General features: G+C 68.4%; 22 protein-coding genes. All 22 read right to left on the bottom strand.

Going from position 1 to position 25,092, the window contains the following annotated elements:
* Window positions 1-78: 78 nt before the first annotated feature.
* The 22 genes from C1926_RS11560 to C1926_RS11455 all read right to left on the bottom strand — a co-directional run bounded on the left by C1926_RS11560 (window position 79) and on the right by C1926_RS11455 (window position 24,873).
* On the bottom strand, window positions 79-462 hold the full coding sequence (locus tag C1926_RS11560; protein WP_108759283.1) for a hypothetical protein: 384 nt from the start codon (window positions 460-462) through the stop codon (window positions 79-81).
* Window positions 463-589: 127 nt separating this feature from the next.
* Complete coding sequence (locus C1926_RS11555; protein WP_108746636.1) at window positions 590-1,081, bottom strand: chemotaxis protein CheW; 492 nt, start codon at window positions 1,079-1,081, stop codon at window positions 590-592.
* A 171-nt stretch (window positions 1,082-1,252) separates the two neighbouring features.
* Complete coding sequence (locus tag C1926_RS11550) at window positions 1,253-2,026, bottom strand: flagellar brake protein (RefSeq protein ID WP_108759282.1); 774 nt, start codon at window positions 2,024-2,026, stop codon at window positions 1,253-1,255.
* A 165-nt stretch (window positions 2,027-2,191) separates the two neighbouring features.
* Entirely contained in the window at window positions 2,192-4,408 is a 2,217-nt protein-coding gene (locus C1926_RS11545; protein WP_108759281.1) for a methyl-accepting chemotaxis protein, read from the bottom strand.
* A gap of 3 nt (window positions 4,409-4,411) precedes the next feature.
* The gene (locus tag C1926_RS11540) at window positions 4,412-4,888 is read right to left on the bottom strand and encodes a hypothetical protein (RefSeq protein WP_159095090.1); all 477 of its coding nucleotides are present in this window, start codon (window positions 4,886-4,888) and stop codon (window positions 4,412-4,414) included.
* 147 nt (window positions 4,889-5,035) lie between these two features.
* Window positions 5,036-7,276, bottom strand: coding sequence for a methyl-accepting chemotaxis protein (locus C1926_RS11535; protein WP_108759279.1), 2,241 nt, complete (start codon window positions 7,274-7,276; stop codon window positions 5,036-5,038).
* Window positions 7,277-7,603: 327 nt separating this feature from the next.
* A complete protein-coding gene (locus tag C1926_RS11530) occupies window positions 7,604-9,604 on the bottom strand; it encodes a chemotaxis protein CheA (RefSeq protein WP_108759278.1) in 2,001 nt (666 codons plus the stop codon).
* 53 nt (window positions 9,605-9,657) lie between these two features.
* On the bottom strand, window positions 9,658-10,023 hold the full coding sequence (locus C1926_RS11525) for a response regulator (RefSeq protein WP_070207889.1): 366 nt from the start codon (window positions 10,021-10,023) through the stop codon (window positions 9,658-9,660).
* Window positions 10,020-10,328 carry an STAS domain-containing protein gene (locus C1926_RS11520; RefSeq protein WP_079221799.1) on the bottom strand — a complete coding sequence of 103 codons (309 nt, stop codon included), beginning with the start codon at window positions 10,326-10,328 and terminating at the stop codon, window positions 10,020-10,022. The genes C1926_RS11525 and C1926_RS11520 overlap by 4 nt, the downstream gene beginning before the upstream one ends.
* Before the next feature lie 74 nt (window positions 10,329-10,402).
* Complete coding sequence (locus C1926_RS11515; RefSeq protein WP_108759277.1) at window positions 10,403-11,653, bottom strand: chemotaxis protein CheW; 1,251 nt, start codon at window positions 11,651-11,653, stop codon at window positions 10,403-10,405.
* Window positions 11,650-12,432: a ParA family protein gene (locus C1926_RS11510; protein ID WP_108759276.1), complete on the bottom strand. Its 783-nt coding sequence runs from the start codon at window positions 12,430-12,432 to the stop codon at window positions 11,650-11,652. Before C1926_RS11510 ends, C1926_RS11515 begins: the two co-directional genes overlap by 4 nt.
* Window positions 12,433-12,436: 4 nt before the next feature.
* Window positions 12,437-13,447 (bottom strand): flagellar motor protein MotD, encoded by a 1,011-nt coding sequence (motD, locus tag C1926_RS11505; RefSeq protein ID WP_108759275.1) that lies wholly within the window; start codon window positions 13,445-13,447, stop codon window positions 12,437-12,439.
* Window position 13,448: 1 nt separating this feature from the next.
* On the bottom strand, window positions 13,449-14,189 hold the full coding sequence (locus C1926_RS11500) for a flagellar motor protein (protein ID WP_079221803.1): 741 nt from the start codon (window positions 14,187-14,189) through the stop codon (window positions 13,449-13,451).
* Between the two features lie 102 nt (window positions 14,190-14,291).
* Window positions 14,292-16,124, bottom strand: coding sequence for a chemotaxis protein CheA (locus tag C1926_RS11495; protein WP_108759274.1), 1,833 nt, complete (start codon window positions 16,122-16,124; stop codon window positions 14,292-14,294).
* Window positions 16,125-16,126: 2 nt separating this feature from the next.
* Window positions 16,127-16,732, bottom strand: coding sequence for a protein phosphatase CheZ (locus tag C1926_RS11490; protein ID WP_079221805.1), 606 nt, complete (start codon window positions 16,730-16,732; stop codon window positions 16,127-16,129).
* Window positions 16,732-17,124, bottom strand: coding sequence for a chemotaxis response regulator CheY (gene cheY, locus C1926_RS11485; protein WP_053520063.1), 393 nt, complete (start codon window positions 17,122-17,124; stop codon window positions 16,732-16,734). The genes C1926_RS11490 and cheY overlap by 1 nt, the downstream gene beginning before the upstream one ends.
* A 57-nt stretch (window positions 17,125-17,181) precedes the next feature.
* Window positions 17,182-17,925 carry an RNA polymerase sigma factor FliA gene (locus C1926_RS11480; protein ID WP_079221806.1) on the bottom strand — a complete coding sequence of 248 codons (744 nt, stop codon included), beginning with the start codon at window positions 17,923-17,925 and terminating at the stop codon, window positions 17,182-17,184.
* A complete protein-coding gene (locus tag C1926_RS11475; RefSeq protein ID WP_079221807.1) occupies window positions 17,922-18,809 on the bottom strand; it encodes a MinD/ParA family protein in 888 nt (295 codons plus the stop codon). Before C1926_RS11475 ends, C1926_RS11480 begins: the two co-directional genes overlap by 4 nt.
* Window positions 18,796-20,484 carry a flagellar biosynthesis protein FlhF gene (flhF, locus tag C1926_RS11470; RefSeq protein ID WP_108759273.1) on the bottom strand — a complete coding sequence of 563 codons (1,689 nt, stop codon included), beginning with the start codon at window positions 20,482-20,484 and terminating at the stop codon, window positions 18,796-18,798. Before flhF ends, C1926_RS11475 begins: the two co-directional genes overlap by 14 nt.
* A gap of 145 nt (window positions 20,485-20,629) precedes the next feature.
* Entirely contained in the window at window positions 20,630-22,690 is a 2,061-nt protein-coding gene (gene flhA / locus C1926_RS11465) for a flagellar biosynthesis protein FlhA (RefSeq protein ID WP_174214126.1), read from the bottom strand.
* Between the two features lie 41 nt (window positions 22,691-22,731).
* Entirely contained in the window at window positions 22,732-23,862 is a 1,131-nt protein-coding gene (gene flhB / locus C1926_RS11460) for a flagellar biosynthesis protein FlhB (protein WP_079221810.1), read from the bottom strand.
* 96 nt (window positions 23,863-23,958) lie between these two features.
* Window positions 23,959-24,873, bottom strand: coding sequence for a transposase (locus tag C1926_RS11455; protein WP_108758280.1), 915 nt, complete (start codon window positions 24,871-24,873; stop codon window positions 23,959-23,961).
* Window positions 24,874-25,092: the final 219 nt, after the last annotated feature.

Raw genomic sequence — 25,092 nt, 5'->3', positions numbered from 1 at the left:
AGGCAGACGCGTCCGGGCGTCTTGCCCGGTTGCAGCAGACCACGCCGGCGCGTGGCCGGCGTGGTGATGGACAGCGGATTACTTGATGTTGGCCAGCTTCAGGCTTGCCGGCGAGCTGACTTCGATTTCAGCGCGCGAGGCGTCGCGCTGGATCTTGCCCAGCACGCACACGGTCTTGCCTTCCAGGCTTTCCAGCGGGAAGTTGAACTTGCTGCGGTTCTCGCCGGCGATGCGGGCCGAGAAGGTGTGGCGCGGGAAGGCGCCGCCCATGTACAGGAAGGTCGGCTGGCCTTCGGAACCTTCGGCGAAGCGCGCCTTTTCGACCTTGCCGCAGACCATGCCGTCCTTGCCGACCGCGCGCGGGGCCATTTCCGGCGGGATCATGTCGGCCGACTGTGCGAAAGCGGAAGACGCGGTGGTGGCCAGGACGGCGGCCGAAACGAACGCAAGCAGGGACTTCATCGGGGTGTTTCTCCGGGGATTGTGATGGTCGATCCGGTCCTGCGCGACCGGGTTCCTGTCCCCCTATCGGCATTGCCGCGGGGAACTGAAGGGCTCGGTTACAGAAACGTGAGGGAAGTCCGCCTGCTCAGGCCGCAGCGTCTTCGACCAGGCTGGCCTGGCCCATGTCGGCGCTGTCCAGCAGGGTTTCGATGTCCAGCAGGATCAGCATGCGGTCGTCGTGGGTGCCGATGCCGGAAATGAAGCGGGTATCGACGGCGGCGCCGAATTCCGGGGTGGGGCGGATCTGTTCGCCCGACAGCGGGATCACGTCCGAGACGCTGTCCACGACGATGCCGACCACGCGGTCTTCCACGTTCAGCACGATCATCACGGTGAAGGCGTCGTAGGTCGCGTTTTCCAGGCGCAGCTTCAGGCGCAGGTCGATGACCGGGACGATGGTGCCGCGCAGGTTGATGACGCCCTTGATGTAGTCCGGTGCGTCCGGCACGCGGGTGACCGCGTCGTAGCCACGGATTTCCTGCACCTTGAGGATGTCCACGCCGTAGTGCTCGGCACCGAGGGTGAAGCTGAGGAATTCGCCACCGGCGCTGGCGGTGGAGCTGGTCTTGTCGTTCATCGAGGGTCCTGGTCTGCCGGAAGTCCCGGTGTCAGGCTCGATATCGGCCCCTTGGGGAGGGACTTTAGGTGGGCCCTCCACGCATGGCGTGGACAGTTCGGTAGTGCCGGCCGCTGGCCGGCAATGGTGGCCCGTTGCCGGCCAGCGGCCGGCACGACCGGGCGGGCGCCCTTACATCTCGCCGTTCTGGCGTGCCTTGCGCTGGCGGTCGACGCGGAAGATGTAGCGCTGGATGGCGCTGTCACCGCCGCGTGGCAGATCGTCGAAACGCATGCCGATGCGCTTGACCTCGATGCCGTTGGGCTGCCGCTGCGGCAGCATGTTGCAGACCACCAGGGTGATCTGCAGGTGCGGGCCGTCGGGCATCGAGAGCACAGCGTTGTAGCGCTTCTGCAGGCTGAATACCGCGCAGTCGTTGGGCACGGTGATCGCCAAGCCGCCGCCGCTGATGTCCACCACGCGCATGGACAGCGCGTCGCTGCCCACTTCACCGGCGGGCAGGCTCAGTTGCGGCGAGTCGGTGATGGGGGTTTCCAGGCGGTACAGCTCGCGCCGCTGCAGGTGCACCAGCTCTTCGGGCAGCGGGGCGCGGAAGGCCACGTGGCCGTCGTTGTCCACCCGTTGCAGGTCGTGCAGGCGGAAGCGCACCAGCACCCGTTCCAGCTGGGCGAAGCACAGCAGGTGGTCGGCCTGTTCGGCGGCGCGGTTGGAGGCTTCCTGGGGGCTGCCATCCAGCAGCAGGAAGTCGTCGTCCTCATCCAGCTCGAGCAGCGCGGTGGGGAAGGATCGATCGCGACCGTCGACATGGGCGTTGATCAGCGAGCGCTGGTCGATCAGCGAACGCAGCAGCTGGCGCAGCTGGCGGGGATTGCGCACCAGGAAGCGTTCGTCGGCGGCGTCGGCCGCGTGGGCATCGTGCAGGTCGGTGTCGTGGCCGTCGGACATGGAATCTTGGTTCTGGGGCGGGGGCCGACACGCGCTGGCGCGTGGCTTGAAGGAAGTATCGGCCGGGGGTGGCAATTATGAAGTGTGAAGTTCATCACTCTACACGGGTGGGGTCAGAGCCCTTTCCCGATGGGAAAGGGATCCGACCCCGTGTGCTGGGTGGGGTCAGATCCCTTTCCGGTCAGGGAAGGGCTCTGACCCCATTGCGATCTGGCGCACGCGCCGCATCACGGCGGACTCGCCGTGGCCGTCGTCCAGGTGGAAACGCGCCACGGCCTCGGCCAGCAGCCCGGCCTGTTCGGCCATGCCGTGCGTGGCGTGGGTGGAATCCTCCACCAGCGCGGCGTTCTGCCGGGTGGCGGCATCCATCTGCGCGATGCTCTGGTTGACCTGCTCGATGCCGGCGCTCTGTTCCTGCGAGGCGGCGGAAATCTCGCCCATGATCTGGTTGACCTGCTGCACGGCCTGCACGATCTGCCCCATGGTGCCGCCCGCCCGGTCGACCAGGCGGGCGCCCTCGGTGACCTTGCCGACCGAATCGTCGATCAGGCCCTTGATCTCCTTGGCCGCGGCCGCCGAACGCTGCGCCAGCGTGCGTACCTCGCTGGCGACCACGGCGAAGCCGCGGCCCTGCTCGCCAGCACGTGCGGCCTCGACGGCGGCATTCAGCGCGAGGATGTTGGTCTGGAACGCGATGCCGTCGATGACGCTGATGATCTCGGCAATCTTCTTCGACGATGCCTGGATGGCCGACATGGTGGTGACCACCTGGCCGACCACGGCGCCGCCTTCGCCAGCCACGTCGGCCGCACCGCTGGCCAGCTGGTTGGCCTGGCGCGCATGTTCGGCGTTCTGGCGCACGGTGGCGGTCAGTTCCTCCATGGTCGCGGCGGTCTCTTCCAGGCTGGCGGCCTGCTGTTCGGTGCGGTCGGCCAGGTGGCCATTGCCGCGCGACAGGCCGTCGGCGCTGGCGGTGAGCGTGGTCGAGGCGGACTGGATGCTGCCGACGATGGCGGTGAGCTGGGCGACGGTGGTGTTGGCATCGTCGCGGATGCGGGCGTATATGCCCTGGAAATCACCCTGCATGTGCGCGGTCAGGTCGCCGCGTGACAGCGACGACAGCAGCTGGGAGATCTGATCGAGGCTGGATGCGCTGGCGTCGAGCAGGCTGTTGAGACGCTCGGCCAGCTGCAGGAAGAAGCCTTCCTTGCCGGCGGTGGCGACGCGGCCGCTGAAGTCGCCCAGCGAGGCGGCCTCGACGATCTCGCCCAGTTCTTCTTCCACCTGCAGTTCGACGGTGCGGTCGGCCCATTCCACCACGAAGCCGTGGCGCTGGCCGGCGCCGTCGATGATCGGGTTGACGATCAGGCGCATGCTGCGGCCGCCGACCCGGATCTGTGCCCGGTACGTGCCGGTGAGGCCGTCGAGCAGCTGGGCCTGGTGGGCGGGGTTGCGGTGGAAGATGTCGATGCTGCGGCCCAGCAGGTCGGCGGCATTGAACTGCGGCAGGTCGCGGCGCAGGTCGGCTTCGGCGGCGGCCAGCATTTTCTGCAGGGGCCGGTTGACGAAGACGATGGTGCGCTCGCGGTCGGCGATCATGACGTTGGTGGTGACATCGTCGAGTGCGGTGCGGATGCGCAGCGATTCACTGCTGGCGGCCTGTTCGCGGGCGCGCCGCTGCAGCAGCTGGTTGCCGGTCTGCACCAGCGCGGCGGCCAGCGAATCACGCGGGAACTGTGCGGACTGCAGGCTGTCGGGCAGCGGCCGGTCCTCGGCCAGGCCGTGTGCCAGCTGGGCCAGCTGCTGCGGGTCGTGGCCGAGAAGCAGCAGCTGCCGGCGCATCTGCACCGCCATCACCGACAGCAGGCCCGCTTCCACCACCACGTACAGCGCATGCAGGGCCAGCACGCCCAGGCCGCTGCCGGTGGCAAACACCGGGTAGGGCAGGCCACGCACCTGCAGCGCGTAGAACAGCACGTGGTGCACGGCGATGGCGGCGGCGGCCACCACGATCGGCAGCCAGTCGCGGTAGTACAGCAGCAGGGCGATCAGCACGATGACCGTGAAGTGGGTTTCCAGCTGCCCGTGGGTCTGATGGATGAGCGTGGCCGACAACACCATCCAGGCCAGCGCAACGGTGCAGCGGCTGAGGCGGCTGCCCGGCAGGCCGTGCACCTGCAGCGCGGTGACCAGCAGCGTCGGCAGCGACACCGCCAGCCACGGGGTCCACTGCCCACTGCGCAGGGCCAGGCCCAGCGAAACCAGCACCAGTGCGGCGGTGACTGCCAGGAACAGGCGATCGGCGCTGGCCGACATGGCGCGCAGGAACGGCGGGGTTTCGTGACCGCCCGGTGGCGTGGGGCGCGGGGTCGATGCGTGCATGCACTACTCCTTGAGGCATGGGCATGGGTTGGAAAGGATGAGCGGTGCCTGCGGTCCGCGCAGGAGCTGGCCGACCAGTGCGGTGGCAGCCAGCGGGCCGCGGCTGCAGCCTGGCCCGAGCAGGGCCGGGCCGGCGTAGACCAGGCGCTGGTCGTGCAGGACCAGCCAGTCGAAGGGCAGGGCGAGGGTACTGTTGCGCGTGGCCACGCCCAGCGGGGGGGCTGTACTGGCAGCGCACGGGCAATGGCCGGGCTGGCGCAGCAGCAGCGGATGGTCGCGGCTGGCGGCAAGCAGGGAGGGTGGGACCTGCGCCAGCAGCTGCGCGGGATTCCAATCGCTGGCCACGGGCATGGCGGTGCGGGCGCTCTGCAGCCACAGCACGGGCAGGGTCCAGCCCAGCCATGCGGCCAACAGCAGCATGCCGGCCAGGGCCGACCAGCGCGGGGCTGGGCTCGGAGGGGAGTCGGCGCTGGCGGGCATCATCGGGCCTGCTCGGGGGGCGTTCTCCGATAGCGGCGCGATGGCGTGAAGCTGAAGGGAAAATAAATAAATGCGTCATGCGTGGATGGGTTCGTTGGATGAACCCATCCACGCACGGCGTGGACCTACATCAAGCGTGGCCCTGGCTCAGAACTCCTGCCAGTCACCGTCACCGGCCAGTGCCGGCTGCGCCACCGGCTTGCGAACCCGCGACGGGGCCGGGCTGGCCACCGGAGCCGGCTTGCGTGCGGCAGCCAGTGCAGCGACCGTGCGCGGCGCGGCGAGGCTCAGGCCCGGGGTGGCCAGGCGGAAGCGGGCCACGGCCTCGCCCAGCTGCGCGGCCTGGTCTTCCATGGCACGCGCGGCGGCGGTGGCTTCTTCCACCAGCGCGGCGTTCTGCTGGGTGGTTTCGTCCATCTGCACGACGGTCTGGTTGACCTGCTCGATACCGGCCGACTGCTCCTGCGAGGCGGCGGAGATTTCGGCCATGATGTCGGTGACGCGCTGCACCGAGGCGACGATCTCGCCCATCGTGCTGCCGGCCTGATGCACCAGGCTGGAGCCTTCGGCGACCTTGCCGACCGAATCGTCGATCAGGCCCTTGATTTCCTTCGCGGCAGCCGCCGAACGCTGGGCGAGGGTGCGCACCTCGCTGGCGACCACGGCGAAACCGCGGCCCTGTTCACCGGCGCGCGCCGCTTCCACGGCGGCATTCAGCGCCAGGATGTTGGTCTGGAAGGCGATGCCATCGATGACGCTGATGATCTCGGCGATCTTCTTCGACGAGGCTTCGATGGCCGACATGGTGGTGACCACCTGGCCGACCACAGCGCCACCCTGCGAGGCGACGCCGTGCGCGCCGATGGCCAGCTGGTTGGCCTGGCTTGCATGTTCGGCGTTCTGCTTCACGGTGGAGGTCAGTTCCTCCATCGAAGCGGCGGTTTCTTCCAGGTTGGCGGCCTGCTGTTCGGTGCGGCGCGACAGGTCGCTGTTGCCCGAGGCGATCTCGCCGGCGGCCAGGGTGATGCTGCCGGCGCTGGCCTGGATCTGGCCGACGATCTGGGTCAGCTGGGCGACGGTGGTGTTGGCATCGTCGCGCATGCGGGCGAAGACACCGTGGAACTGGCCGTCCATGCGCGCGGTCAGGTCGCCTTCGGCAATGGCCTGCAGCAGCTGCGAGAGCTGGCCCAGGTTGCCATCGGCCACCTGCATCATCGAGTTCAGCTGTTCGATCATCACCTTGAAGTCATGGTCGAAGCGATCGGCGTCGCCGCGCTGGCTGAAGTCACCGGCGGCAGCAGCGCTGGCCAGGTGCTGGATCTGCGTGTTGATGGCCAGCAGGCTGGCCTTGGCGGCATCCATCGCCTCGTGCAGGAAGGCACGGGTGCCCGGCAGGCGCTGTGCATCCTGGGTCAGGTTGCCGGCGGCGTACTGGTTCAGTACGTCGATGGCAGCGCGGATTGAATCGAGGTGTTCGAAGATGACGGTGTTGATGCCGCCGGCCAGCTGGCCGTACACGCCGGGGAAATCCTCGGGGATGCGATGGCTGATGTCCGGGCCGGCATGCATCTGCGCCATCAGCTGGGTCTGCTCGGAGAAGCGGCGCAGCATGGTGGTCATGTCGCTGGTGGCGGTCAGCATGCGACCGGCTTCGTCCTTGCTGGTGGCCTGGGTGCTGACGCTCAGGTCGCCGCGGGCGACGGCCTGGATGGCGGTCAGTGCTTTGCCGAGCGGAACGGTGACCGCGCGCGAAATGACCACGGCCAGCGCAGCGGCGACCAGCGACAGCAGCACGATGCAGCTGACGACGGCGATGATGCTGTTGCGGTGGGTGGCATTGGCAGCGTCGATCTTGCCCTGCATCTGCGTGCCGAGGAAGGCGCTCAGTGCCTTCAGTTCCTCGAAGGCCTTGCGCCGTGCGGGACGGGACTGTTCGTCGGATACCTGCTGGGCCAGCACGCCGTCGCCGGCGTTGGCGGCTTCGCGCAGCTTGGCGTTGGCGGCGAAGTAGGCGTCCACGCCGGTCTTCACCGGCTGGTACAGCGCGCGTTCCTTCTCGCCGGTCGGCAGGGCGGCATAGGCGGCCAGCTCCTTGTGCACGATGGCAGCGCTGTCATCCATGCGCTTGTAGTAATCGGCCACCTTTTCCGGCTGGTCCAGCATGGTCAGCAGGGCCATCTCGTAGGTGCGGAATTCGCCGAGCTGCGAACGCACTTCGCCCAGGTGCTGCACCGAGGGAATATCGTTGCTGGCCATGCTGCCCAGCTGGGTGTTGGCTTCGCTGAGGCGGACCAGGGCGAACAGCCCCAGGACCAGGGTCATCAGCGTTGTCAGGGTGAACCCCACGGCCAGCTTGCGGGCGATGGGCAGATCGTGGAACCACTTCATGCAGGGTGCTCCAGGTGGGCAGAGGGAAACGGTCGTGCCGGTGGGGGTTCGGTGATTGCCGTCAAAGCCAGATAGCGGCGTAGCCTGCACGGACTTTATGGATGGATGTCACATTCGTGTGCGTAGGGTGAAATCGCGCGAAAGCCTTGCAGGGCGGGCGCTTCCATTTGACGGGGTGGTTGCACGGGAAACTGCCTGCGCGACGGAGATCACATTGAGGGATGCGGGGGTGGGGTCAGAGCCCTTTGCGGCGCAAAGGGATCTGACCCCAAACAAAAACCGCCGCCCCTGGGGGCGGCGGTCCGAAGTACAGCGCGGTGCGGAAGGTCAGGCGGCCTGCGGCACGCGCAGCGAGCGCACCAGGCCACCGATGTCGACGATCAGGGCGACGCGGCCGTCGCCAAGGATGGTGGCACCGGACACCCCGCCGATGCGGCGGTAGTTGTTCTCGATGTTCTTCACCACCACCTGCTGCTGGCCGACCAGTTCGTCCACTTCCAGGGCGATCTTCTGGCCATCGCCCTCGACCACCACCACCAGCGATTCGCTGTTGGCGCTGCGGGCACCATAGCCGTAGTACTCGCTGAGCGAGAGGATCGGCAGGTACTCGCCGCGCACGCGCAGCACGCGGCCTTCGCCGGCCATGCTGCGGATGTCCTCGGCCTGCGGCTGCAGGGCTTCGAGCACGTAGGCCAGCGGCAGGATCAGGGTTTCGCCGGCCACCGCCACGGTCATGCCGTCGAGGATGGCCAGGGTCAGCGGCAGGCGGATCAGCGTGCGCGTACCACTGCCCAGGCTGCTCTCGATCTGCACCTCGCCGCCCAGTGCCTGGATGTTGCGGCGGACCACGTCCATGCCCACGCCCCGGCCGGACAGATCGGTCACGGCATCGGCAGTGGAGAAGCCAGGCTGGAAGATCAGGTCCCAGACCTGCGAATCGGTCGGGTTGTCCGGCACGGCCAGGCCGCGCTCGTGGGCCTTGGCCAGGATCTTGGTACGGTCCAGGCCGCGACCATCGTCGCTGACTTCGATGACGATGTGGCCGCCCTGGTGCGAGGCCGCCAGGGTGATAGTGCCGGTCTCGTCCTTGCCCGCGCCACGACGCACGTCCGGCATTTCCAGGCCGTGGTCGATGGAGTTGCGGACCAGGTGGACCAGCGGATCGGCGATCTTCTCGATCAGGCCCTTGTCCAGTTCGGTGCCTTCGCCGACGGTGCGCAGGCGAACCTGCTTGCCGAGGCGGGTGGAAAGGTCGCGGACCAGGCGCGGAAAGCGGCGGAACACCGCATCGACCGGCAGCATGCGCACGCCGATCACCGCTTCCTGCAGGTCGCGGGTGTTGCGTTCAAGCTGGTCCAGGCCGGCGAACAGGCTTTCGGCATGCACCGGGTCCAGTGCGTGCGAGACCTGCTTGAGCATGGCCTGGGTGATGACCAGTTCGCCGACCAGGTTGATGAGGGCGTCCACCTTGTCCACGCTGACGCGGATCGAGGTTTCGGCTTCCTGGGCGCCACCGCCATTGGCGGCCGGCGTGGCGGAGGTGGCGGCGGCCACCGGTGCAGCGGGGGTGGAAGGGGCAACAACGGGTGCAGCAGGGGCCTGGGTAGCGAGGCTCGGCGGCGCGGCCGGACGGATGTCCAGTTCGCAGTCATCCAGCACCCAGGCAAACGTATCTTCGATCTTGCTGCGCGGCACCTTTCCGACCAGGCCCAGGTCCCACGCCAGGTGGGCCTCGAGCGGGTCGAGCTGGGCAAAGCCGGGCAGGCGCTCCATGCGCGCGGCCACCTGCAGCGAACCGAGGTGTTCCAGTTCGCGGATGATGCGCAGCGGATCGTTGCCGCTCATGAACAGCGACGGCGCAGGGGTGAAGCCGATCTGCCAGGCTTCTGGCGTGTCGTCTACCTTGGCTTCGGCGGCAACCGGGGCGCTGGCGGCGGCCTGGCCGGACAGCACTGCTTCCAGGCGCGCCTTCACCGCAGCAACGGCGGCCGGATCGGCGGCCTGGCCATGTTCGGCTTCGCGCAGCAGGGCGCGCAGCACGTCCACCGAGGACAGCATGGCGTCGACGGCCACAGGTTCCAGCGCGCGCTTGCCGGCCCGCAGCTCATCGAGCAGCGTTTCCAGCACGTGGGTCAGGCCGGCGATCGCATCGAAGCCGAAGGTGCCGGCGCCCCCCTTGATGGAGTGGGCGGCGCGGAACACCGAATTGATGATCTCCGCGTCCTGTTGTCCCGATTCCAGGGCCAGCAGGCCGGCCTCCATCGCGTCGAGGCCTTCGCGGCTCTCCTCGAAGAAGGTGGCGTGGAAGCGTTGCAGGTCCATGCTCATGGCAGAGGCAATCCGGAAACGTGGGGAAGGGGCGGTTCAGGGGTGCGGGGCGATCAGCCCAGCACCTTCTGCACGGTGGCGACCAGCTGTTCGGGGTTGAACGGCTTGACCAGCCAGCCGGTGGCACCGGCGGCCTTGCCTTCGGACTTCTTGTCCGCAGCCGACTCGGTGGTCAGCATCAGCATCGGGGTGAACTTGTAGTCCGGCAGCTGGCGCAGTTCACGGATCAGGCTGATGCCATCCATGTTCGGCATGTTGACGTCGGTGACCACCGCGTTGAAACGCTGGCCCTTGGCGCGACCGAGCGCGACCGCGCCGTCTTCGGCTTCTTCGACGGCAAAACCGGCCGAGGTGAGGGCGAAGGAAACCATCTGGCGCATCGACGCCGAATCGTCCACCACCAAGATACGTGCGCTCATGCAGCGTTCTCCACAGATTTCAGGTTGTCATGGGGTACGTCCAGGCCCAGGGCCTGGGTGACGCCCAACAGGCGGGCGGCGTCACGGAAGGTTGCAGTGCAACCGTGGAAGCCGGTGCCCAGGCCCGCCTCGCGGCGTGCCTGCACGAACGCACACAGCACCTGCACGCTTGCCGTGTGGATGCGACCGACCTGGCTTGCGTCCAGGGTCAGTTCGCCTGCTTCCGCCACGAGGGGCGAAAGGCGGTTCTTGAGCTCGGTGCTGTTCTCGATGCCGAGATCGTCACCCAGTTCGACAGTGCTCATCGTTGCTCCGGACAAACGGTTCCGAGATCCATAACGGCACCCGGCAGGGGTTCTTTAGGATTGAATCGACGCACTCAACCCAACAGCCGGGTCGCGTCGAGCAGGATCATCGGCCGCTGGCTGATGCGGGCCACGCCGCGGAACAGCTCGTTGGAGATCTGGCAGATGCGCGCGGTATCGGGAGGCTCGATCTGCGAATCGGTGAGGTTGGCCACGTCTTCGACCGCCGATACACGCAGGCCCAGGGTCTCGCCGTTCTCTTCCAGCACCACGATGCGCGTCTGCGCGTCGTCTTCGGCGGTGACCGCGCCCAGGTGGATGCCCAGGTCCATCACCGGCACCACCTGGCCACGCAGGTTCATGATGCCGAGCATGGCCGGGGCGGTGCCGCGCAGCGGCAGCAGCGGCACGGGCAGGACCACTTCCTGCACCTTCAGCAGTTCCAGCGCATAGGCCTGGGTGCCACAGCGCAGCCGCAGCCAGCGCGAGGTGCGCTCGGCGGCGCGGCGGTTGTGCGGGTTCGCGCCGTGCGGCGGCTGGTGGGCCTGCGCCTGCAGTTCCTGCCAGCTGCCGGGGCGGCTGCCTGGCGGCGCGTCGAGGGCGATGCGCGGGGGTGGTGCGACCGCCGCCCGTGCGGCCGGGGCGGGCGCAGGGCGCGGCACAACCGGCGCGATCGGTGCGGCCACGGCCGCCGCCGCCGCCGGTACCGCCTCGCCTACGGCCGCCGCTTCGAAGGCGGCCTGCAGGGCAGGGCTGTCGGTGTGCGCCAGGCGATGGCTGTCGGCGCCGTCGGTTTCGTAGATGACTTCGTCGGGCAGGTCGTCCCAGGTGGGCTTGGGGGCTGCCGAGTCGGTGGCGGGGTCGGGGACCGCTGCGCTCGCCGGGCCTGGCCCGGCGCTACCGGTGGCATCGCCCGTTTCGTAGATGACTTCGGCCGGCAGGTCGTCCCAGGTGGGTTCGCGTTCGGGCGCGGCGACAGCAACGGCCGCTGCTTCGAATGCGGCTTCGAGCGAGGCATCGTCCACGGATGCGGCAACGGTGGTGTCGCCGGTTTCGTAGACGACTTCGGCCGGCAGGTCGTCCCAGGTGGGTTCGCGTTCGGGTGCCGCTGCGCTCGCCGGGCACGGCCCGGCGCTACCCGGGAGGGTGTCCACGGAGGGGTCAACGCTGGTGTCGCCGGTTTCGTAGATCACCTCGGCCGGCAGGTCGTCCCACGTCGGCTCGCGCTCGGGCGCGGCGGCGACCGGGGGGGGCGGTGCAGCCAGGGCGATGGCTTCGCCCAGCAGCTCGTCCAGGTAGTCGTCCAGCACGCCGGGGGTGTTCATGCCGCCTGCTCCAATGCGCGCGCGTCTTCGCCGAGGATCCAGTTCAGGGCGCGGCGATAGGCGGCCAGGCCGCGGCCCGGGTAGTCCTCGCCCACGCTGGGCAGGGTCAGGCCGGCGGCGTTGCTGATGCGGGTGTCGATCGGGATCGCGTCTTCCCACACGCGGGCGCCATGGTTGTCCTGCATGGTGCGCAGCGATTCGTTGCCGGCGCGGGTGCGGCGGTCGAACAGGGTCGGCAGGATCGAGATCGGCAGCGGACGGCGGCGCGAGCGCTCGACCATCTCGCCGGTGCGCACCATGCCGTCCAGTCCGTGCAGCGCCAGCGGCTCGGCCTGGGTGGGGATGATCAGGCGGTCGGCCGCAGCCAGTGCGTTGATCATCAGCAGGCCCAGGGTAGGCGCGCAGTCCAGCAGGATGTAGTCATGCTGGCCCTGGTGGCGGGCAAGTGCGTTCTGCAGGGCCAGGCCCAGCCCGGGCTGGTTGGCGCTGCGCCGCTCCAGCGTGGCCAGCGAAGCCTGCGCGCACACGTAGTCCAGGCCGCCGATGCTGCTGGGGTGGCTCAGTGCGGACAGCTCGGCCGGCGGTGCGCCGAACAGTTCCAGCACGCCGGCCGGCGCCGGTTCCACCGGCACGCCGAAGGCGCGGGTAAGCGAGGCGTGCGGATCCAGGTCGATCAACAGCACGCGGTGGCCCTGTGCGGCCAGGCCGCGACCGAGGGCGAGGGTGGTGGTGGTCTTGCCGACTCCACCCTTCTGGTTGGCGACTGCCCAGATGCGCATCGGGTTACTCCTTCATTGCCGGGGGAACGGCGGCGCCGACGCGGCTGCCAGCCGGCACCGGCGGCAACTGCACCGGTGCGTTGGGGGAAACGGGGGTGCTGCGCGGTGCAGCGGCGGCCGTGTCGGTGGCTGCGCTGCCACCGGCGGCGGCGTTCAGGCGTTCGCCCAGCGGGTCGACCGCGTGGCTGGTGTCGGCCAGGATGATGACCATCACCCGCCGGTTGCGGTTGCGGCCCTGCGCGGTGTCGTTCTCTTCGCGCGGACGGAACTGGCCGTAGCCGACCATGGCCAGCCGCGAGGGCTGCACGCCCTGGTCGGCGAACAGGTGCACCACGCTGGCGGCGCGGCCGGCCGACAGTTCCCAGTTGGAGGGGAAGGTGGCGGTGGCGATCGGTACGTTGTCGGTGTGGCCTTCCACGCGCACGCTGTTGGGGACGTCGCGCAGCACGTCGGCCAGGCTGGCCAGGGTCTTCCGCGCATGCACGTCCAGCGCGGCCGATCCGGTCGGGAACAGGATGTCGCTGTTGATCTCCACTTCGATCCACAGCTCGGTGCGGCGCACGCTGATCATGCCGCGGTCGATCAGCGGCGACAGCGCGGCGGTCAGGCGGTCGGCGATGCTGCTGAGCTGGCGCTCGGCGCGGGCGATCTGGTCCTGGTTGTGTACCGACACCGGCATGCGCATCTGCGAGGCCATTGCCGGCAGCAGGGTGGGGTCGTGGGTGGGCGCCGGTGCGGACGGGCCGATCCGGGTGCCCGACTTGATGACCGAGGGGCTGTCCCAGCCGCCGCCCTGCACCTGCTTGTTGCCCACCTGCACCGGGTTGATGGTGCGCGGTGCGCCACCGAAGGCGTCGGTCAGGGCGTCGGCCATGATCCGGTACTTGCCCTCGTTGACCGAGGAAATGGCATACATGACCACGAAGAAGGCGAGCAGCAACGTCATCAGGTCGGCATAGGGAATGGCCCATGCCTCGTGGTTGGCGTGCTCTTCGTGGTGCTTGCGGCGGGCCATGTCAGTGCAGGAAGCCGGTGAGGTTGGTTTCGATGTTGCGCGGGTTTTCGCCCTGGGCGATCGAGATCAGGCCTTCGATGACCATTTCGCGGTCGCGGGTGTTGTGCGCGATCACGCCCTTCAGCTTGGCCGCGATGGGCAGGAACAGCAGGTTGGCCGAGGCGATGCCGTAGATGGTGGCGGTGAACGCGGCGGCGATGCCGTGGCCCAGCTTGCTGGGGTCGGCCAGGTTCTTCATCACCGCGATCAGGCCCAGCACGGCACCGATGATGCCCAGGGTGGGGGCGTAGATGCCCATGGCCTCGAAGACCTTGGCGCCGGCTTGGTCCTGGTGTTCCTGGCTGCTCAGTTCGATTTCCAGCATGTGCCGGATCGATTCGGGCTCCACGCCATCGACCAGCAGCTGCAGGCCCTTGCGCAGGAACGGGTCGCGCTGCGCTTCCACCTGCGATTCCAGGCCCAGCAGGCCCTGGCGGCGGGCGATGTTGCTCCACTCGACGATCTGCTTGATCAGTTCGTGGCGGTCGCTGTGCGGCGGACGCACGACCCAGCGCACGATCTTGAAGGCGTGCTTGAACACCGCCGGGGCGGTGTGCAGCAGGATCGATGCCACGGTGCCGACGATGACGATCACGAAGGCGGCAGGCGACCACAGCGAAGCCAGGCCGGCGCCCTTCAGGATGCTGCCGCCGACCAGCGAGGCCAGGGCGAGAAAGAGTCCAATGAGGCTGAGTCTATCCATGGGTCCGGTATCGGCTTGTGTGAATGGGACTTGAGACACCGGTAGATCGTGTACAGACGGTAGTCACAGTTTTCGGGTCGCCGGGCTATGCCCGGCGGGGGTTCAGCGCAGGCCGTCCACGTCCAGGATCAGGGCCATGCGACCATCGCCGATCAAGGTTGCACCGGCGTAGCCGCGCAGGCCGCGCAGCGCCTTGGGCAGCGGCTTGATGACCACTTCCTCGCGGCCGCGCACCTGGTCCACGACCAGGCCGAAGCGCGCTTCACCAGCCTGCAGCACCACGATGGTCAGCAGGGGGGACGCTGCAGGCGTCACATCCAGCCACTGGCGCAGATCGACCAGCGGCAGGGTGTGCGAGCGGCGGTCCAGCACGGCGCGGCCATCGAACCAGCCCAGCGAGGTGCGCGGGGCGTGCAGCACTTCCATCACGCGCGCCAGCGGCAGCGCATAGACGTCTTCGCCGGCCTGCACCAGCAGCGTCGGCAGGATGGCCAGGGTGAGCGGCACGCGGATCAGGAAGCGGCTGCCACGGCCCAGTTCCGACTGGATCTGGATCTGGCCGCTCAGCTCGCGGATGCGCGACTGCACCACGTCCATGCCCACGCCGCGGCCGGAAATATCGGTGACCTGCTGCTTGGTCGAGAAGCCGGGCAGGAACACCAGGTGCAGGCACTCCTCGCTGCTGAGGCGGGCGGCGGCTTCCGGGTCGATCAGGCCCTTCTCGCGGGCCTTGGCGCGCAGCTTTTCCGGGTCGATGCCGGCGCCGTCGTCCTGCACTTCGATGCTGACGTAGTCGCCTTCCTGCTGCGCTGACAGGCGCACGTGGCCCATCCGCGGCTTGCCCTGCGCTTCGCGCAGGTCCGGCATTTCCACGCCGTGGTCGATGGCGTTGCGCACCAGGTGCACCAGCGGGTCGGCCAGCGCTTCGACCAGGTTGCGGTCCAGCTCGGTCTCGGCGCCGATCAACTCCAGGTCCACTTCCTTCTGCAGCGAGCGGGCGACGTCGCGGGCCACCTTCGGGAAGCGCGAGAACACCTTGCCGACCGGCTGCATGCGGGTGCGCATGACCGCCGACTGCAGGCGGGCGGTGGCGATGTCCAGCGTCGACACCGCGCGATCCAGCTCTTCGTCGCGCAGGCGGGTGCGCAGGGTCTTCAGCCGGTTCCGTGACAGCACCAGTTCGCCGATCAGGTTGACGATCGCATCCAGGCGCTTGGTGTCCACGCGCACCGTGTGTTCGGCTTCGGCCACCGGCTTGTTCGCGGCCGGCTTGGCGGCCGCGCGCGGGGCCAGTGCCGGGGCCGGCGGGGCGGCCACCGGTGCGGCGGCCACGGGCTTGGCGCCCGGGACGGCGCCACCATGCAGCTGGTCGAGCAGGGCTTCGAACTCGTCTTCGCTGATCAGGCCATCATCGGCCTTCTTCGGCGGCGCGACGGCGGTCGGTGCGCTGCCGCCATGCAGCTGGTCGAGCAGGGCCTCGAACTCATCGTCGGTGATCAGGTCGCTGCCGGCAGCGGCCGGGGTGGCGGCAGCAGCACTCGGCGCTGCGGTGCCGCCACCATGCACGTCGAACTGGGCGATCAGTTCCGGCGGGGCGTAGCCGGGTTCAGTGCCGGAGGACACCGCATCGAGCATCGACTGCAGGTAATCCAGCGACTGCTGGGCGGCATCGAAGTGATGGGCCTGCAGCACGGCCTGGCCGGCACGCGCCGCGCCCAGCGCTTCTTCGGCGGCATGGCACAGCTCGACCATGGCGGTGATGCCGAGGAAGCCGGCGCCACCCTTCAGCGTGTGGTAGCCGCGGAAGACCGCGTTGAGCTGGTCGTTGTCCTGCGGTGCCTGTTCCAGCGACACCAGCTGTTCGCCCAGGCGATCCAGGATTTCCTGGGCCTCGATGATGAAATCGGCAGTGATGTCGTCGGCAACAGCGCTCATGCTTACAGCCCCAGGTCCGACAGCAGGTCGTCGGCGTCGTTCTGCGAGACCGCGTGGCGGTCCAGTCCCTTCAGTGCCGGCCCGGCCAGTTCCGGGTCGGTGCGATGCTGTTCCGGCGGCAGGCCGAGCGCGCCAAAGCCTTCGTGCACGCGGCGGACGATGCCGACCACGCGACGGATGATCTGCCCGGTCAGGTCCTGGTAGCTCTGGGTCAGGGCGATCTCGGTCAGGTTGTGGCGGATGCGTTCCAGCTGCGCATCCTGGCCCGGCTGCAGGCCATCGGCACGCAGCTGTTCGGTCAGGGCGCGGCATTCTTCGGCCAGGTCCAGGGTGCGGTGGGTGGCCTGTTCGGTCATCGCCACCACGTGGTCCAGGCGGGCGCAGGCATCGTCCAGCTCGCCGGCCTCGTCGGGCACGGTCGGCAGTTCGCCCAGGGCCTGGCCGAGTTCGCGGGCCAGCCGCGAAAGGCCGCTCATCATCGGCTGGGTGCGCGCGGCCACCAGGCTGTCGATGCGCTGGCGCCAGGCGGCCTCGTCACCGGATTCCAATGCATCCAAGGCTTCCTGCAGGCGCAGGGCAAGGGCGCTTCTGTCGACCTGTGCGTCCATCAGGCGCTCGCCGCCAGGCGTTCGAAGATCTTGCCCAGCTTCTCTTCCAGGGTCTGCGCGGTGAACGGCTTGATGATGTAGCCGTTGACGCCGCTCTGCGCCGCTTCGATGATCTGCTCGCGCTTGGCTTCGGCGGTGACCATCAGCACCGGCAGGGTCTTCAGCTTGGCATCGGCACGGATCGCCTTCAGCAGCTCGATGCCGGTCATCACCGGCATGTTCCAGTCGGTGACCACGAAATCGAACGGCTGGCTCTGCAGCATCGACAGCGCGGCATGCCCGTCCTCGGCTTCGGCGGTGTTGGTGAAGCCCAGATCGCCCAGCAGGTTCTTGACGATGCGACGCATGGTCGAGAAGTCGTCGACGATCAGGATGCGCATGTTCTTGTTCAAAGCAGAGTTCCTTTGTTGTTCACTGCGGGCGGCCGGGGGCAGCCGCCTCGCGCATGTTCATTGCTCGAGGCCGGCGTCGACCGCCTCGAACACCTTGAGCCGGCCGCGCAGGCGCAGCACGGCCTGGCCGTGGATCTGGCAGACCCGCGATTCGCTCACGCCGAGCACCGCGCCGATCTCCTTCAGGTTCAGCTCCTGCTCGTAGTACAGCGAGAGCACCAGCTGTTCGCGCTCGGGCAGGTGGCCGATGGCCTTGCCCAGCTCGCGGCCGAACTCGCCACGCTCCAGCACCTGCTGCGGGGTCGGGCCACCCTGGGCGACCGTATCCAGCTCGCCCTGGTCCTCGATGCGTGACTCCAGGCTCAGCACCTGGCCGCGCGAGGCGTCTTCCATCAGGCGCAGATACTCGGGCAGGGGCATGTCCATCGCCGCCGCCACTTCGGTGGCGCTGGCGGCACGGCCGCTGCTCTGTTCCAGCCGGCGGATGGTGGCGGCAGCGTCGCGGGCACGGCGGTGCACCGAACGCGGCACCCAGTCGCCACGGCGGATCTCGTCGATCATCGAGCCACGGATGCGGATCGAGGCGTAGGTCTCGAACGAGGCGCCCTGGTCGGCGTCGTAGCTTCGCGAGGCTTCGATCAGGCCCATCATGCCGGCCTGGATCAGGTCGTCCACCTCGACGCTGGCCGGCAGGCGGGCCGCCAGGTGGTGGGCGATGCGCCGCACCAGGTCCGAGTGCTGGGCGATGACGTCGGTCGCGCTCGAGCGCTGGACTTCCTTGTACTGGGCTGCGCCTTTCATACGGTCACCCCACGCTGCTTGAGGATGCGTTCGAGGAAGAATTCGACGCCACCACGCGGTTCGGTCGGCGCCTGCCAGCGGGCGGTACGGCGGGCGATCTCGGTGATCGCCAGCGCGGCCGGGCTGGACGGGTAGGCCTTGACCACCGGCTGCTGGCGCTGCACCGACAGGCGCAGCCAGTCATCCTGCGGCACGCAGCCGAGGTAGTTCAGCGAGACATCGGCGAGGAACTTCTCGCAGACGCGGGTCAGCTTTTCGTACAGCACGCGGCCCTCGTTGGGGTCACGCACCATGTTGGCTACGACCTGGATGCGGTCCACGCCACGTTCGCGCGACAGCACCTTGATGAGCGCGTAGGCATCGGTGATCGAGGCCGGCTCATCGCAGACCACCACCACGGTGTCCTGCGCGGCCTGGCAGAAGGTCAGCACGCCGTCGTTGATGCCGGCGGCGGTGTCCACCACCATGATGTCCAGCTCGCGTTCCAGCTCGGAGAACACGTTGACCAGGCCGACATGCTCGGCCGGGGCCAGTTCGGCCATGTGCCGGCGGCCCGACGCGGCCGGTACCACCAGCACGCCGTTGGGGCCCTCGATGATCACGTCTTCCAGGCTGCAGCGGCCGGCCACCAGGTCGGCCAGGGTGAATTTGGGGTTCAGGCCGAGGATGACGTCGATGTTGGCCAGGCCGAGGTCGGCGTCCAGCAGCAGGGTGCGTTTGCCCATGCCGGCCAGCGCCACGGCCAGGTTGGCCGACACGTTGGTCTTGCCCACGCCGCCCTTGCCGCCGGTCACCGCGATGGTGCGGACAGGGCCAAGCGGCTCGCTGCGGGTGGCCGACAGCGGGAAGGTATTGGTCAGCTTGGCGTACTCACGCGACGGCATGGTTCAACTCCGGGTTGCAGGGCATATCGGCCGCTCGGCGCAAATCTTCAAGGCGAAGTACGAGATTGGCTGCACTGGCCCGGTGCAGGTCCTCCGGGACGTCCTGGCCATCGGTCACCCAGGTGATCGGCAGGGCATGGTCGACGGCCACCGACAGGGCGTTGCCGAAGCGGCCGGTCTCGTCCAGCTTGCTCAGCACCAGGCCCTGCAGGTTGGCCGCGCCGAAGCGGCGGACGACCTCGTCCATGTCGCCGAAGCTGGTATTGGCCGGCAGCACCAGCAGGGTGCGCACCTGGCGGGCGGCCCGCAGCCACTGCAGCTGGGCGGCAAGGGCGCGGTCACGCGGGCCCAGGCCGGCGGTGTCGATCAGCACCAGCTTGTAGTCCTGCAGGCGCTCCAGCAGCTGGTCCAGGTCGGTGCCGCTGTTGGCTTCGTGCACCGCGATGCCGAGCTGGCGGCCGTAGCCGTACAGCTGCTCGCGGGCGCCGACGCGCAGGGTGTCGGTGGTCACCAGGGCCACGTCGCGCGGGGCGTGCTTCTCGGCGAAGCGCGAGGCCAGCTTGGCGATGGTGGTGGTCTTGCCGGCGCCGGTCGGGCCGACCAGGGCGATCACGCCGCCTTCTTCCAGCGGGTCGACCGGGGCGATCGGCAGCTTGCGCGAGATCAGCCCCAGCATCAGGCCGCGGCCGCGGTGGGCCTCGGTCTCCAGCGGGATCTGCATGGCCACGTCGCGGGCGAGGCCGGCATCGAAGCCGTATTCGTCCATCAGGTCCAGCGCGGTGGCGCGCACCGCACTGCCACGCAGGCGCTCGTCGGTGAAGCGGTTCATCTCACGCTCGATGACCTGGCGCATGCCGGCCACTTCCTGGCGCAGCTGGCGGATCTCGCCGTCATCGGCGGCCACCATGGTCAGGGCCGGGGCCGGGGCCAGCTGCGGGGCCGGTGCCGGTGCCGGCGCGGCTTCGGCAAGCGGCGCTGCGTCGTTGGCGGGCGCTGCGGCGGCCGGGGCTTCCACGATGGCAGCGGTGGCAACGGCCGGGGCCATCTCCACCGGCGCTTCCACCGGGGCAGCGGCGACCGCAGGGGCCGGCAGCGGCGGCGGCAGCAGGGTGGCGCTGTCATCCTCCAGCGGCGGATCGATCAGGAAGCGGGCGCGGTTGATCGGCGCGGCGGCAACCGCTGCGGTACTGGCCGGCGGCGCGACGATGGCGTCGGCATACGGGGCGAAGATCTGTTCCGGCAGTGCCGATTCGTTGACGCTGGCGCGGGCCAGGGTGGAGGCGAAGCCGGTGCTGCCACGGGTCGGCACGATCTCGTCGGCGCTGTCCAGGGTGCGGCCGGTGGCACCGACGGCGGCGCGGGCCAGGGCGGCGACCGCCGAGGTGGTGGCGGCCACCGGCTCGGCGGCCGGGGTCGCGCTGCGGCGGCGGGTCACGGCGGCGATCACGGCATCGGCGGCGCTGCGCGGCTTCGGCGGCGGCGGCGGTGCGATCTCGCGGCGCGAGGCTTCCAGCGCACGCTGCACGGCACTCTCGTCGTAGTGGGCGGCGGCGACGATCTCGATGCCTTCCTCGATCCGGCGGTTGGACAGGATCACGGCGTCGGGGCCATGTTCCTTGCGCACCAGGTTCATGGCCGAGCGCATGTCGGCGGCGACGAATCGTTTGATTTTCATGCTGTGGTCACGGGACGAAGTCGGCGGAGTGGCGGTCGAGGAACGCGGGTGGTCGGTGGTCTGCACGGTTCGGGTTCCCCTTGGAATCTGTCGTGTGGTGCGGTTTGAAAGTGGTGTCTGTTTTCTGGCGCTTGGAAGGCGGGCGTCAGCTGATCGTTCCGACCAGCTTCAGGCGCTTGTCTTCCGGCACCTCGCTGTAGGCCAGGACCGACAGCGACGGAACGCTGTGGCGGACCAGGCGGGCCAGCGCGGCGCGCACCGGGCCCGGTACCAGCACTACTGCCGGCTCGTTTCGCGCTTCCTGCTTGCTGACACATTCGGCCAGGCTCTGGTGCAGTCGCTCTGCAAGTCCGGGTTCCAGCGCGGCGCCGTTGCCCTGCGTGGACTCCTGCAAGACACGTTCCAATTGCGGGTTGAGGGTGAACACCGGCAGCTCCGCCGACATTCCGGCGATCTCCTGCACGATGAAGCGGCCCAGCGCGGTACGCACGGCAGCGGTCAGCGTGGCCGGGTCCTGGCTGATGGGGGCGTGCTCGACCAGTGCCTCGGCGATCTTGCGCAGCTGGCGGATCGGAATGCGCTCGACCAGCAGGTTCTGCAGCACGCGCACCACCGCCGACAGCGGCAGCGCCTTGGGCGTCAGATCTTCGACGAGCTTGGGCGCGCTCTTGCCGAGGTTGGCCAGCAGGTGCTGCACTTCCTCGTGGCCCAGCAGTTCCGGCGCGTGTTCGCGGATCAGGTGGGACAGGTGCGTGGCGACCACGGTGGCCGGGTCGACCACGGTGTAGCCCATGGTCTCGGCCTGGGCGCGCTGGTGCGGCTGGATCCAGGTGGCATCCAGGCCGAATGCGGGGTCCTTGCCGGCGATGCCTTCCAGCGGGCCCAGCGCACTGCCGGGGTCCAGCGCCAGTTCGCGGTCGGGGTGGATGTCGGCGGTGGCCACCGGCACGCCATGCACCAGCACGCGGTAGCCGTTGGCCGGCAGTTCCAGGTTGTCGCGGATATGCACGGAGGGGATCAGGAAGCCCACGTCCTGGGTCAGCTTGCGGCGCACGCCCTTGATGCGCGCCATCAGCTCGCCGCCCTGGTTGGCGTCCACCAGTGGGATCAGCCGGTAGCCCACTTCCAGGCCCAGCGGATCGACCGGGCGCAGCTCGTCCCAGCTCAGTTCGGCCGTGGGCGCGGGGCTGGGCTGGCGGCCCAGGGCGGCCAGCGCGGCGGCATCGCCGGACCCGGCGGCATCTTCGGCGGCCGGTGCCTGGCTCTTGCGGTACAGCTTCCAGGCGATGAAGCCGAGGATCGCGGCCAGCGTCAGGAAAGCGACGTTGGGCATGCCGGGGACCAGGCCGACCAGGCCGAGGATACCGGCGGTGATCGCCAGTGCGCGGTACTGGCCGAACACCTGGCCGGTCATGGCCTGGGCCATGTCCTGCGAGCGCGAGGCGCGGGTGACCAGCATTGCCACGGCGCTGGAAATCAGCAGGGCCGGCAGCTGCGCCACCAGGCCGTCACCGATGGACAGCAGGGTGTAGGTGGCGGCGGCATCGCCGAACGGCATGCCATGCTGCAGCACGCCCACGGCCAGGCCGCCCAGCATGTTGATGAACAGGATCAGGATGCCGGCGATGGCGTCGCCGCGGATGAACTTGCTGGCACCGTCCATCGCACCGTAGAAGTCGGCTTCCTCGCGGACCTCCTCACGGCGGGCCTTGGCTTCTTCACGCGTCAGCAAACCGGCGTTCAGATCGGCGTCGATGGCCATCTGCTTGCCGGGCATGGCGTCAAGGATGAAGCGCGCGGTCACTTCGGAGACGCGCCCGGCGCCCTTGGTGATGACCACGAAGTTGATGATGGTCAGGATGGCGAAGACCACGATGCCCACGGCGTAGTTGCCGCCGATGACGAATTCACCGAAGGCGGCGATGACCTTGCCGGCCGCGTCGTGGCCATTCTGGCCATTGAGCAGGATGACGCGGGTGGAGGCCACGTTCAGCGCCAGCCGCAGCATGGTGGTGACCAGCAGCACGATCGGGAAGATGGTGAAATCCAGTGGGCGCTTCACGTAGACCACCGCCAGCAGCACCATCAGCGAGATGGCGATGTTGAAGGTGAACAGTGCATCGAGTACCGGTGCGGCCAGCGGCACCACGACCATGGCCAGCAGGGCCAGCACGATCAGCGGCGCGCCAAGACCCTGGCGGATCATCTCCAGGGCGCGGCGGGTGTTGAAGCTGGATGCCTGTGCGCTCACGGGCGGCCTCCCTTGCCGAATTCATCCACATCCACATGCGGGGCGGACGGCATCGGGCCGGTCCGCCAGCTGCGCAGCTGGTAGACGTAGGACAGCACCTGGGCGACGGCGGAATACAGTCTCACGGGAATTTCCTTTCCGAGTTGCCCCTCCCGATACAAGGCGCGTGCCAAAGGCGGGGCTGAGACAATGGCGACCTTGTTGCCGTCGGCCACTTCACGGATGCGCAGGGCGGTTTCATCCACGCCCAGGGCGACCACGGTGGGGGCGCCCATGCTGCCGCCCTCGTATTTCAGGGCCACCGCGTAGTGGGTGGGGTTGACCACCACCACGTCGGCGGTGGGCACCGCTTCCATCATCCGGCGGTTGGCCAGCTGCTGCTGCATGTGGCGGATGCGGCCCTTCACCTCGGGGCTGCCCTCGCTTTCCTTCATTTCCCGGCGCAGCTCTTCACGGGTCATCTTCAGCTTGCGCATCCAGTTCCAGCGCTGGTACGGGGCATCGATGGCGGCCAGCACCAGCATGGCCCCGGCCGCGGCCAGCAGCAGCTTCAGGGTGAAGCCCAGGCCGTGGCCGATGGCCGACTCCAGCGGCTGGTTCAGCAGGCCGCGCAGGCTGTCGAAGCTGGCGGCGAAGACCAGCATGGCCGAGGCGCCGACGAAGCCCATGCGCAGCAGTGACTTGGTGAGTTCGGCCAGGGCTTCGGCACCCCACATGCGCTTCAGCCCGGACAGCGGGTTGAGCCGGTTCGCGTCGGGGACCAGCGACTTGTTCGACCAGCGCAGGCCGCCCATCGCCACCGGCGCCAGGAAGCTGGCCAGCAGGCAGACCAGCAGCAGCGGCCAGCAGGCCATCATCAGGCGCAGGAACAGCATGCCGAAGTGGCCGAACAGCAGCTGCGGGTTCTGCCACAGGGCCGGTTCGGGGCTGAGCGCGGCACGCATCCAGGCACGGCCGCCGGCCCCCAGCGAGGCGGCGCTGGCCATGATGGCGATGATGCCGGCACCGAACACGGCCACGGTCGCCAGCTCCTTCGAGCGCGGGATGTTGCCCTGTTCGCGGGCTTCACGCAGGCGCTTTTCTGTTGGCTGTTCGGTCTTTTCGCCTGCGTCTTCGTTCTCGGACATCACGGGCACTGCGGCTGGGGTTGCCGGGGTGCGTGCAAGAAGTGTTCCGTGATGGCGCTACCGGAGGTGCAGCGGGCTCCTGTAGCAACTGTCTTGTTAGGCGGAGGCCATCTGGGCCTCCGCGTCCCGCTTGCGGGCGTTGAGGATCACCAGCATCTTGCGCATCACCGCGACCAGGGCCACCTTGCCTGGCTTGCCTTGGTTGACGAGGGATTCAAAGAATTCCTTGAGCCGGGGCTCATAGCGTTTGGCGGTCAGCGCTGCCATGTAGAGCGCTTCGCGTACAACGGCACGGCCACCGGTGATACTCCGTCGTCCTTTCCAGGTGCCGCTTTCGCGGCTCATGGGGGCAACCCCTACCAACGCCGAGATGGCTTTCCCACTGAGCCTTCCCAGCTCCGGCAGCTCGCAGGCCAGGGTTGCCATCAGCACCGGGCCAGCGCCTTTGAGCTTGGCAAAATCACGCCATCCATCCTGCTCGGCCAAGAGCGCTGCGATGATGGAATCGAGCTGCTTGATGCTCCTCTGGATCTCGCGCAGATGCTGATTCAGCATGGAAATCAGGCTGGGTTCGCTGAACGCGCGCATGCGCTGATGCTCGCTCACCCGCATCTGCACCAGATGGCGCCGACGCTGGCAGAGCTCACCCAGACGGCGCTGCCAGGCCGCTGGCGGGACGTAGCGGGTCAGCTTGAGAGCGTCGGCCATGTGAGCCAAAACCATGGCGTCAATGCGATCGGTCTTGGCCTGCTTCCCGGTGGCTGAGGCGAAGCTGCGGCCACGGCCTGGGTTGATCCGCACCATCGGCAAGCCAGCTCCGTGCAAGGCGTCCAGCGCCTTCTGTTCATAGCCGCCGCTGGCCTCCAGCACGACCTGCTTGGCTGGCCACTGCTGCAGCCACCTGATCAGACTGGCCCAGCCCCGCTTGTTGTTCTTGAACTGACGGAAGGCCTGTTCATGGACGGCTACATCCAGATTCTCACCGCTGACGTCGATTCCGATCCCAAACATGAGGCAACTCCGCTAGGCTGACAGGGTCGAGAGCTCCCCCCGCTTGCCCAGTCTTATCAGTACGAGTGCCAGCTCGATCAACTGTTCGGGCGGATCAGGGAGAAACCGGCGCGGAGATCCTTGCTACAGAGCGATCGAAAAGACCTAGAGCCGAACGGTCGTCCGCGCCGGGCTCTCGGCACCTAAGGTGCCAGACTCGGAAGAGATAAGAGCCGAGCC

Source organism: Stenotrophomonas sp. ZAC14A_NAIMI4_1, from assembly GCF_003086915.1.
Taxonomy (GTDB): domain Bacteria; phylum Pseudomonadota; class Gammaproteobacteria; order Xanthomonadales; family Xanthomonadaceae; genus Stenotrophomonas.
Note: the sequence above shows the minus strand (reverse complement) of the source record. Positions and strands in the feature narration are given on the sequence as shown.

What these genes read in the sequence shown, in the direction of transcription:
- C1926_RS11560 (WP_108759283.1), bottom strand. Translation starts at nt 462, where the DNA reads ATGAAGTCCCTGCTTGCGTTCGTTTCGGCCGCCGTCCTGGCCACCACC.
- C1926_RS11555 (WP_108746636.1), bottom strand. Translation starts at nt 1,081, where the DNA reads ATGAACGACAAGACCAGCTCCACCGCCAGCGCCGGTGGCGAATTCCTC.
- C1926_RS11550 (WP_108759282.1), bottom strand. Translation starts at nt 2,026, where the DNA reads ATGTCCGACGGCCACGACACCGACCTGCACGATGCCCACGCGGCCGAC.
- C1926_RS11545 (WP_108759281.1), bottom strand. Translation starts at nt 4,408, where the DNA reads ATGCACGCATCGACCCCGCGCCCCACGCCACCGGGCGGTCACGAAACC.
- C1926_RS11540 (WP_159095090.1), bottom strand. Translation starts at nt 4,888, where the DNA reads ATGCCCGCCAGCGCCGACTCCCCTCCGAGCCCAGCCCCGCGCTGGTCG.
- C1926_RS11535 (WP_108759279.1), bottom strand. Translation starts at nt 7,276, where the DNA reads ATGAAGTGGTTCCACGATCTGCCCATCGCCCGCAAGCTGGCCGTGGGG.
- C1926_RS11530 (WP_108759278.1), bottom strand. Translation starts at nt 9,604, where the DNA reads ATGAGCATGGACCTGCAACGCTTCCACGCCACCTTCTTCGAGGAGAGC.
- C1926_RS11525 (WP_070207889.1), bottom strand. Translation starts at nt 10,023, where the DNA reads ATGAGCGCACGTATCTTGGTGGTGGACGATTCGGCGTCGATGCGCCAG.
- C1926_RS11520 (WP_079221799.1), bottom strand. Translation starts at nt 10,328, where the DNA reads ATGAGCACTGTCGAACTGGGTGACGATCTCGGCATCGAGAACAGCACC.
- C1926_RS11515 (WP_108759277.1), bottom strand. Translation starts at nt 11,653, where the DNA reads ATGAACACCCCCGGCGTGCTGGACGACTACCTGGACGAGCTGCTGGGC.
- C1926_RS11510 (WP_108759276.1), bottom strand. Translation starts at nt 12,432, where the DNA reads ATGCGCATCTGGGCAGTCGCCAACCAGAAGGGTGGAGTCGGCAAGACC.
- motD (WP_108759275.1), bottom strand. Translation starts at nt 13,447, where the DNA reads ATGGCCCGCCGCAAGCACCACGAAGAGCACGCCAACCACGAGGCATGG.
- C1926_RS11500 (WP_079221803.1), bottom strand. Translation starts at nt 14,189, where the DNA reads ATGGATAGACTCAGCCTCATTGGACTCTTTCTCGCCCTGGCCTCGCTG.
- C1926_RS11495 (WP_108759274.1), bottom strand. Translation starts at nt 16,124, where the DNA reads ATGAGCGCTGTTGCCGACGACATCACTGCCGATTTCATCATCGAGGCC.
- C1926_RS11490 (WP_079221805.1), bottom strand. Translation starts at nt 16,732, where the DNA reads ATGGACGCACAGGTCGACAGAAGCGCCCTTGCCCTGCGCCTGCAGGAA.
- C1926_RS11480 (WP_079221806.1), bottom strand. Translation starts at nt 17,925, where the DNA reads ATGAAAGGCGCAGCCCAGTACAAGGAAGTCCAGCGCTCGAGCGCGACC.
- C1926_RS11475 (WP_079221807.1), bottom strand. Translation starts at nt 18,809, where the DNA reads ATGCCGTCGCGTGAGTACGCCAAGCTGACCAATACCTTCCCGCTGTCG.
- flhF (WP_108759273.1), bottom strand. Translation starts at nt 20,484, where the DNA reads ATGAAAATCAAACGATTCGTCGCCGCCGACATGCGCTCGGCCATGAAC.
- flhA (WP_174214126.1), bottom strand. Translation starts at nt 22,690, where the DNA reads ATGATCCGCCAGGGTCTTGGCGCGCCGCTGATCGTGCTGGCCCTGCTG.
- flhB (WP_079221810.1), bottom strand. Translation starts at nt 23,862, where the DNA reads ATGTCCGAGAACGAAGACGCAGGCGAAAAGACCGAACAGCCAACAGAA.
- C1926_RS11455 (WP_108758280.1), bottom strand. Translation starts at nt 24,873, where the DNA reads ATGTTTGGGATCGGAATCGACGTCAGCGGTGAGAATCTGGATGTAGCC.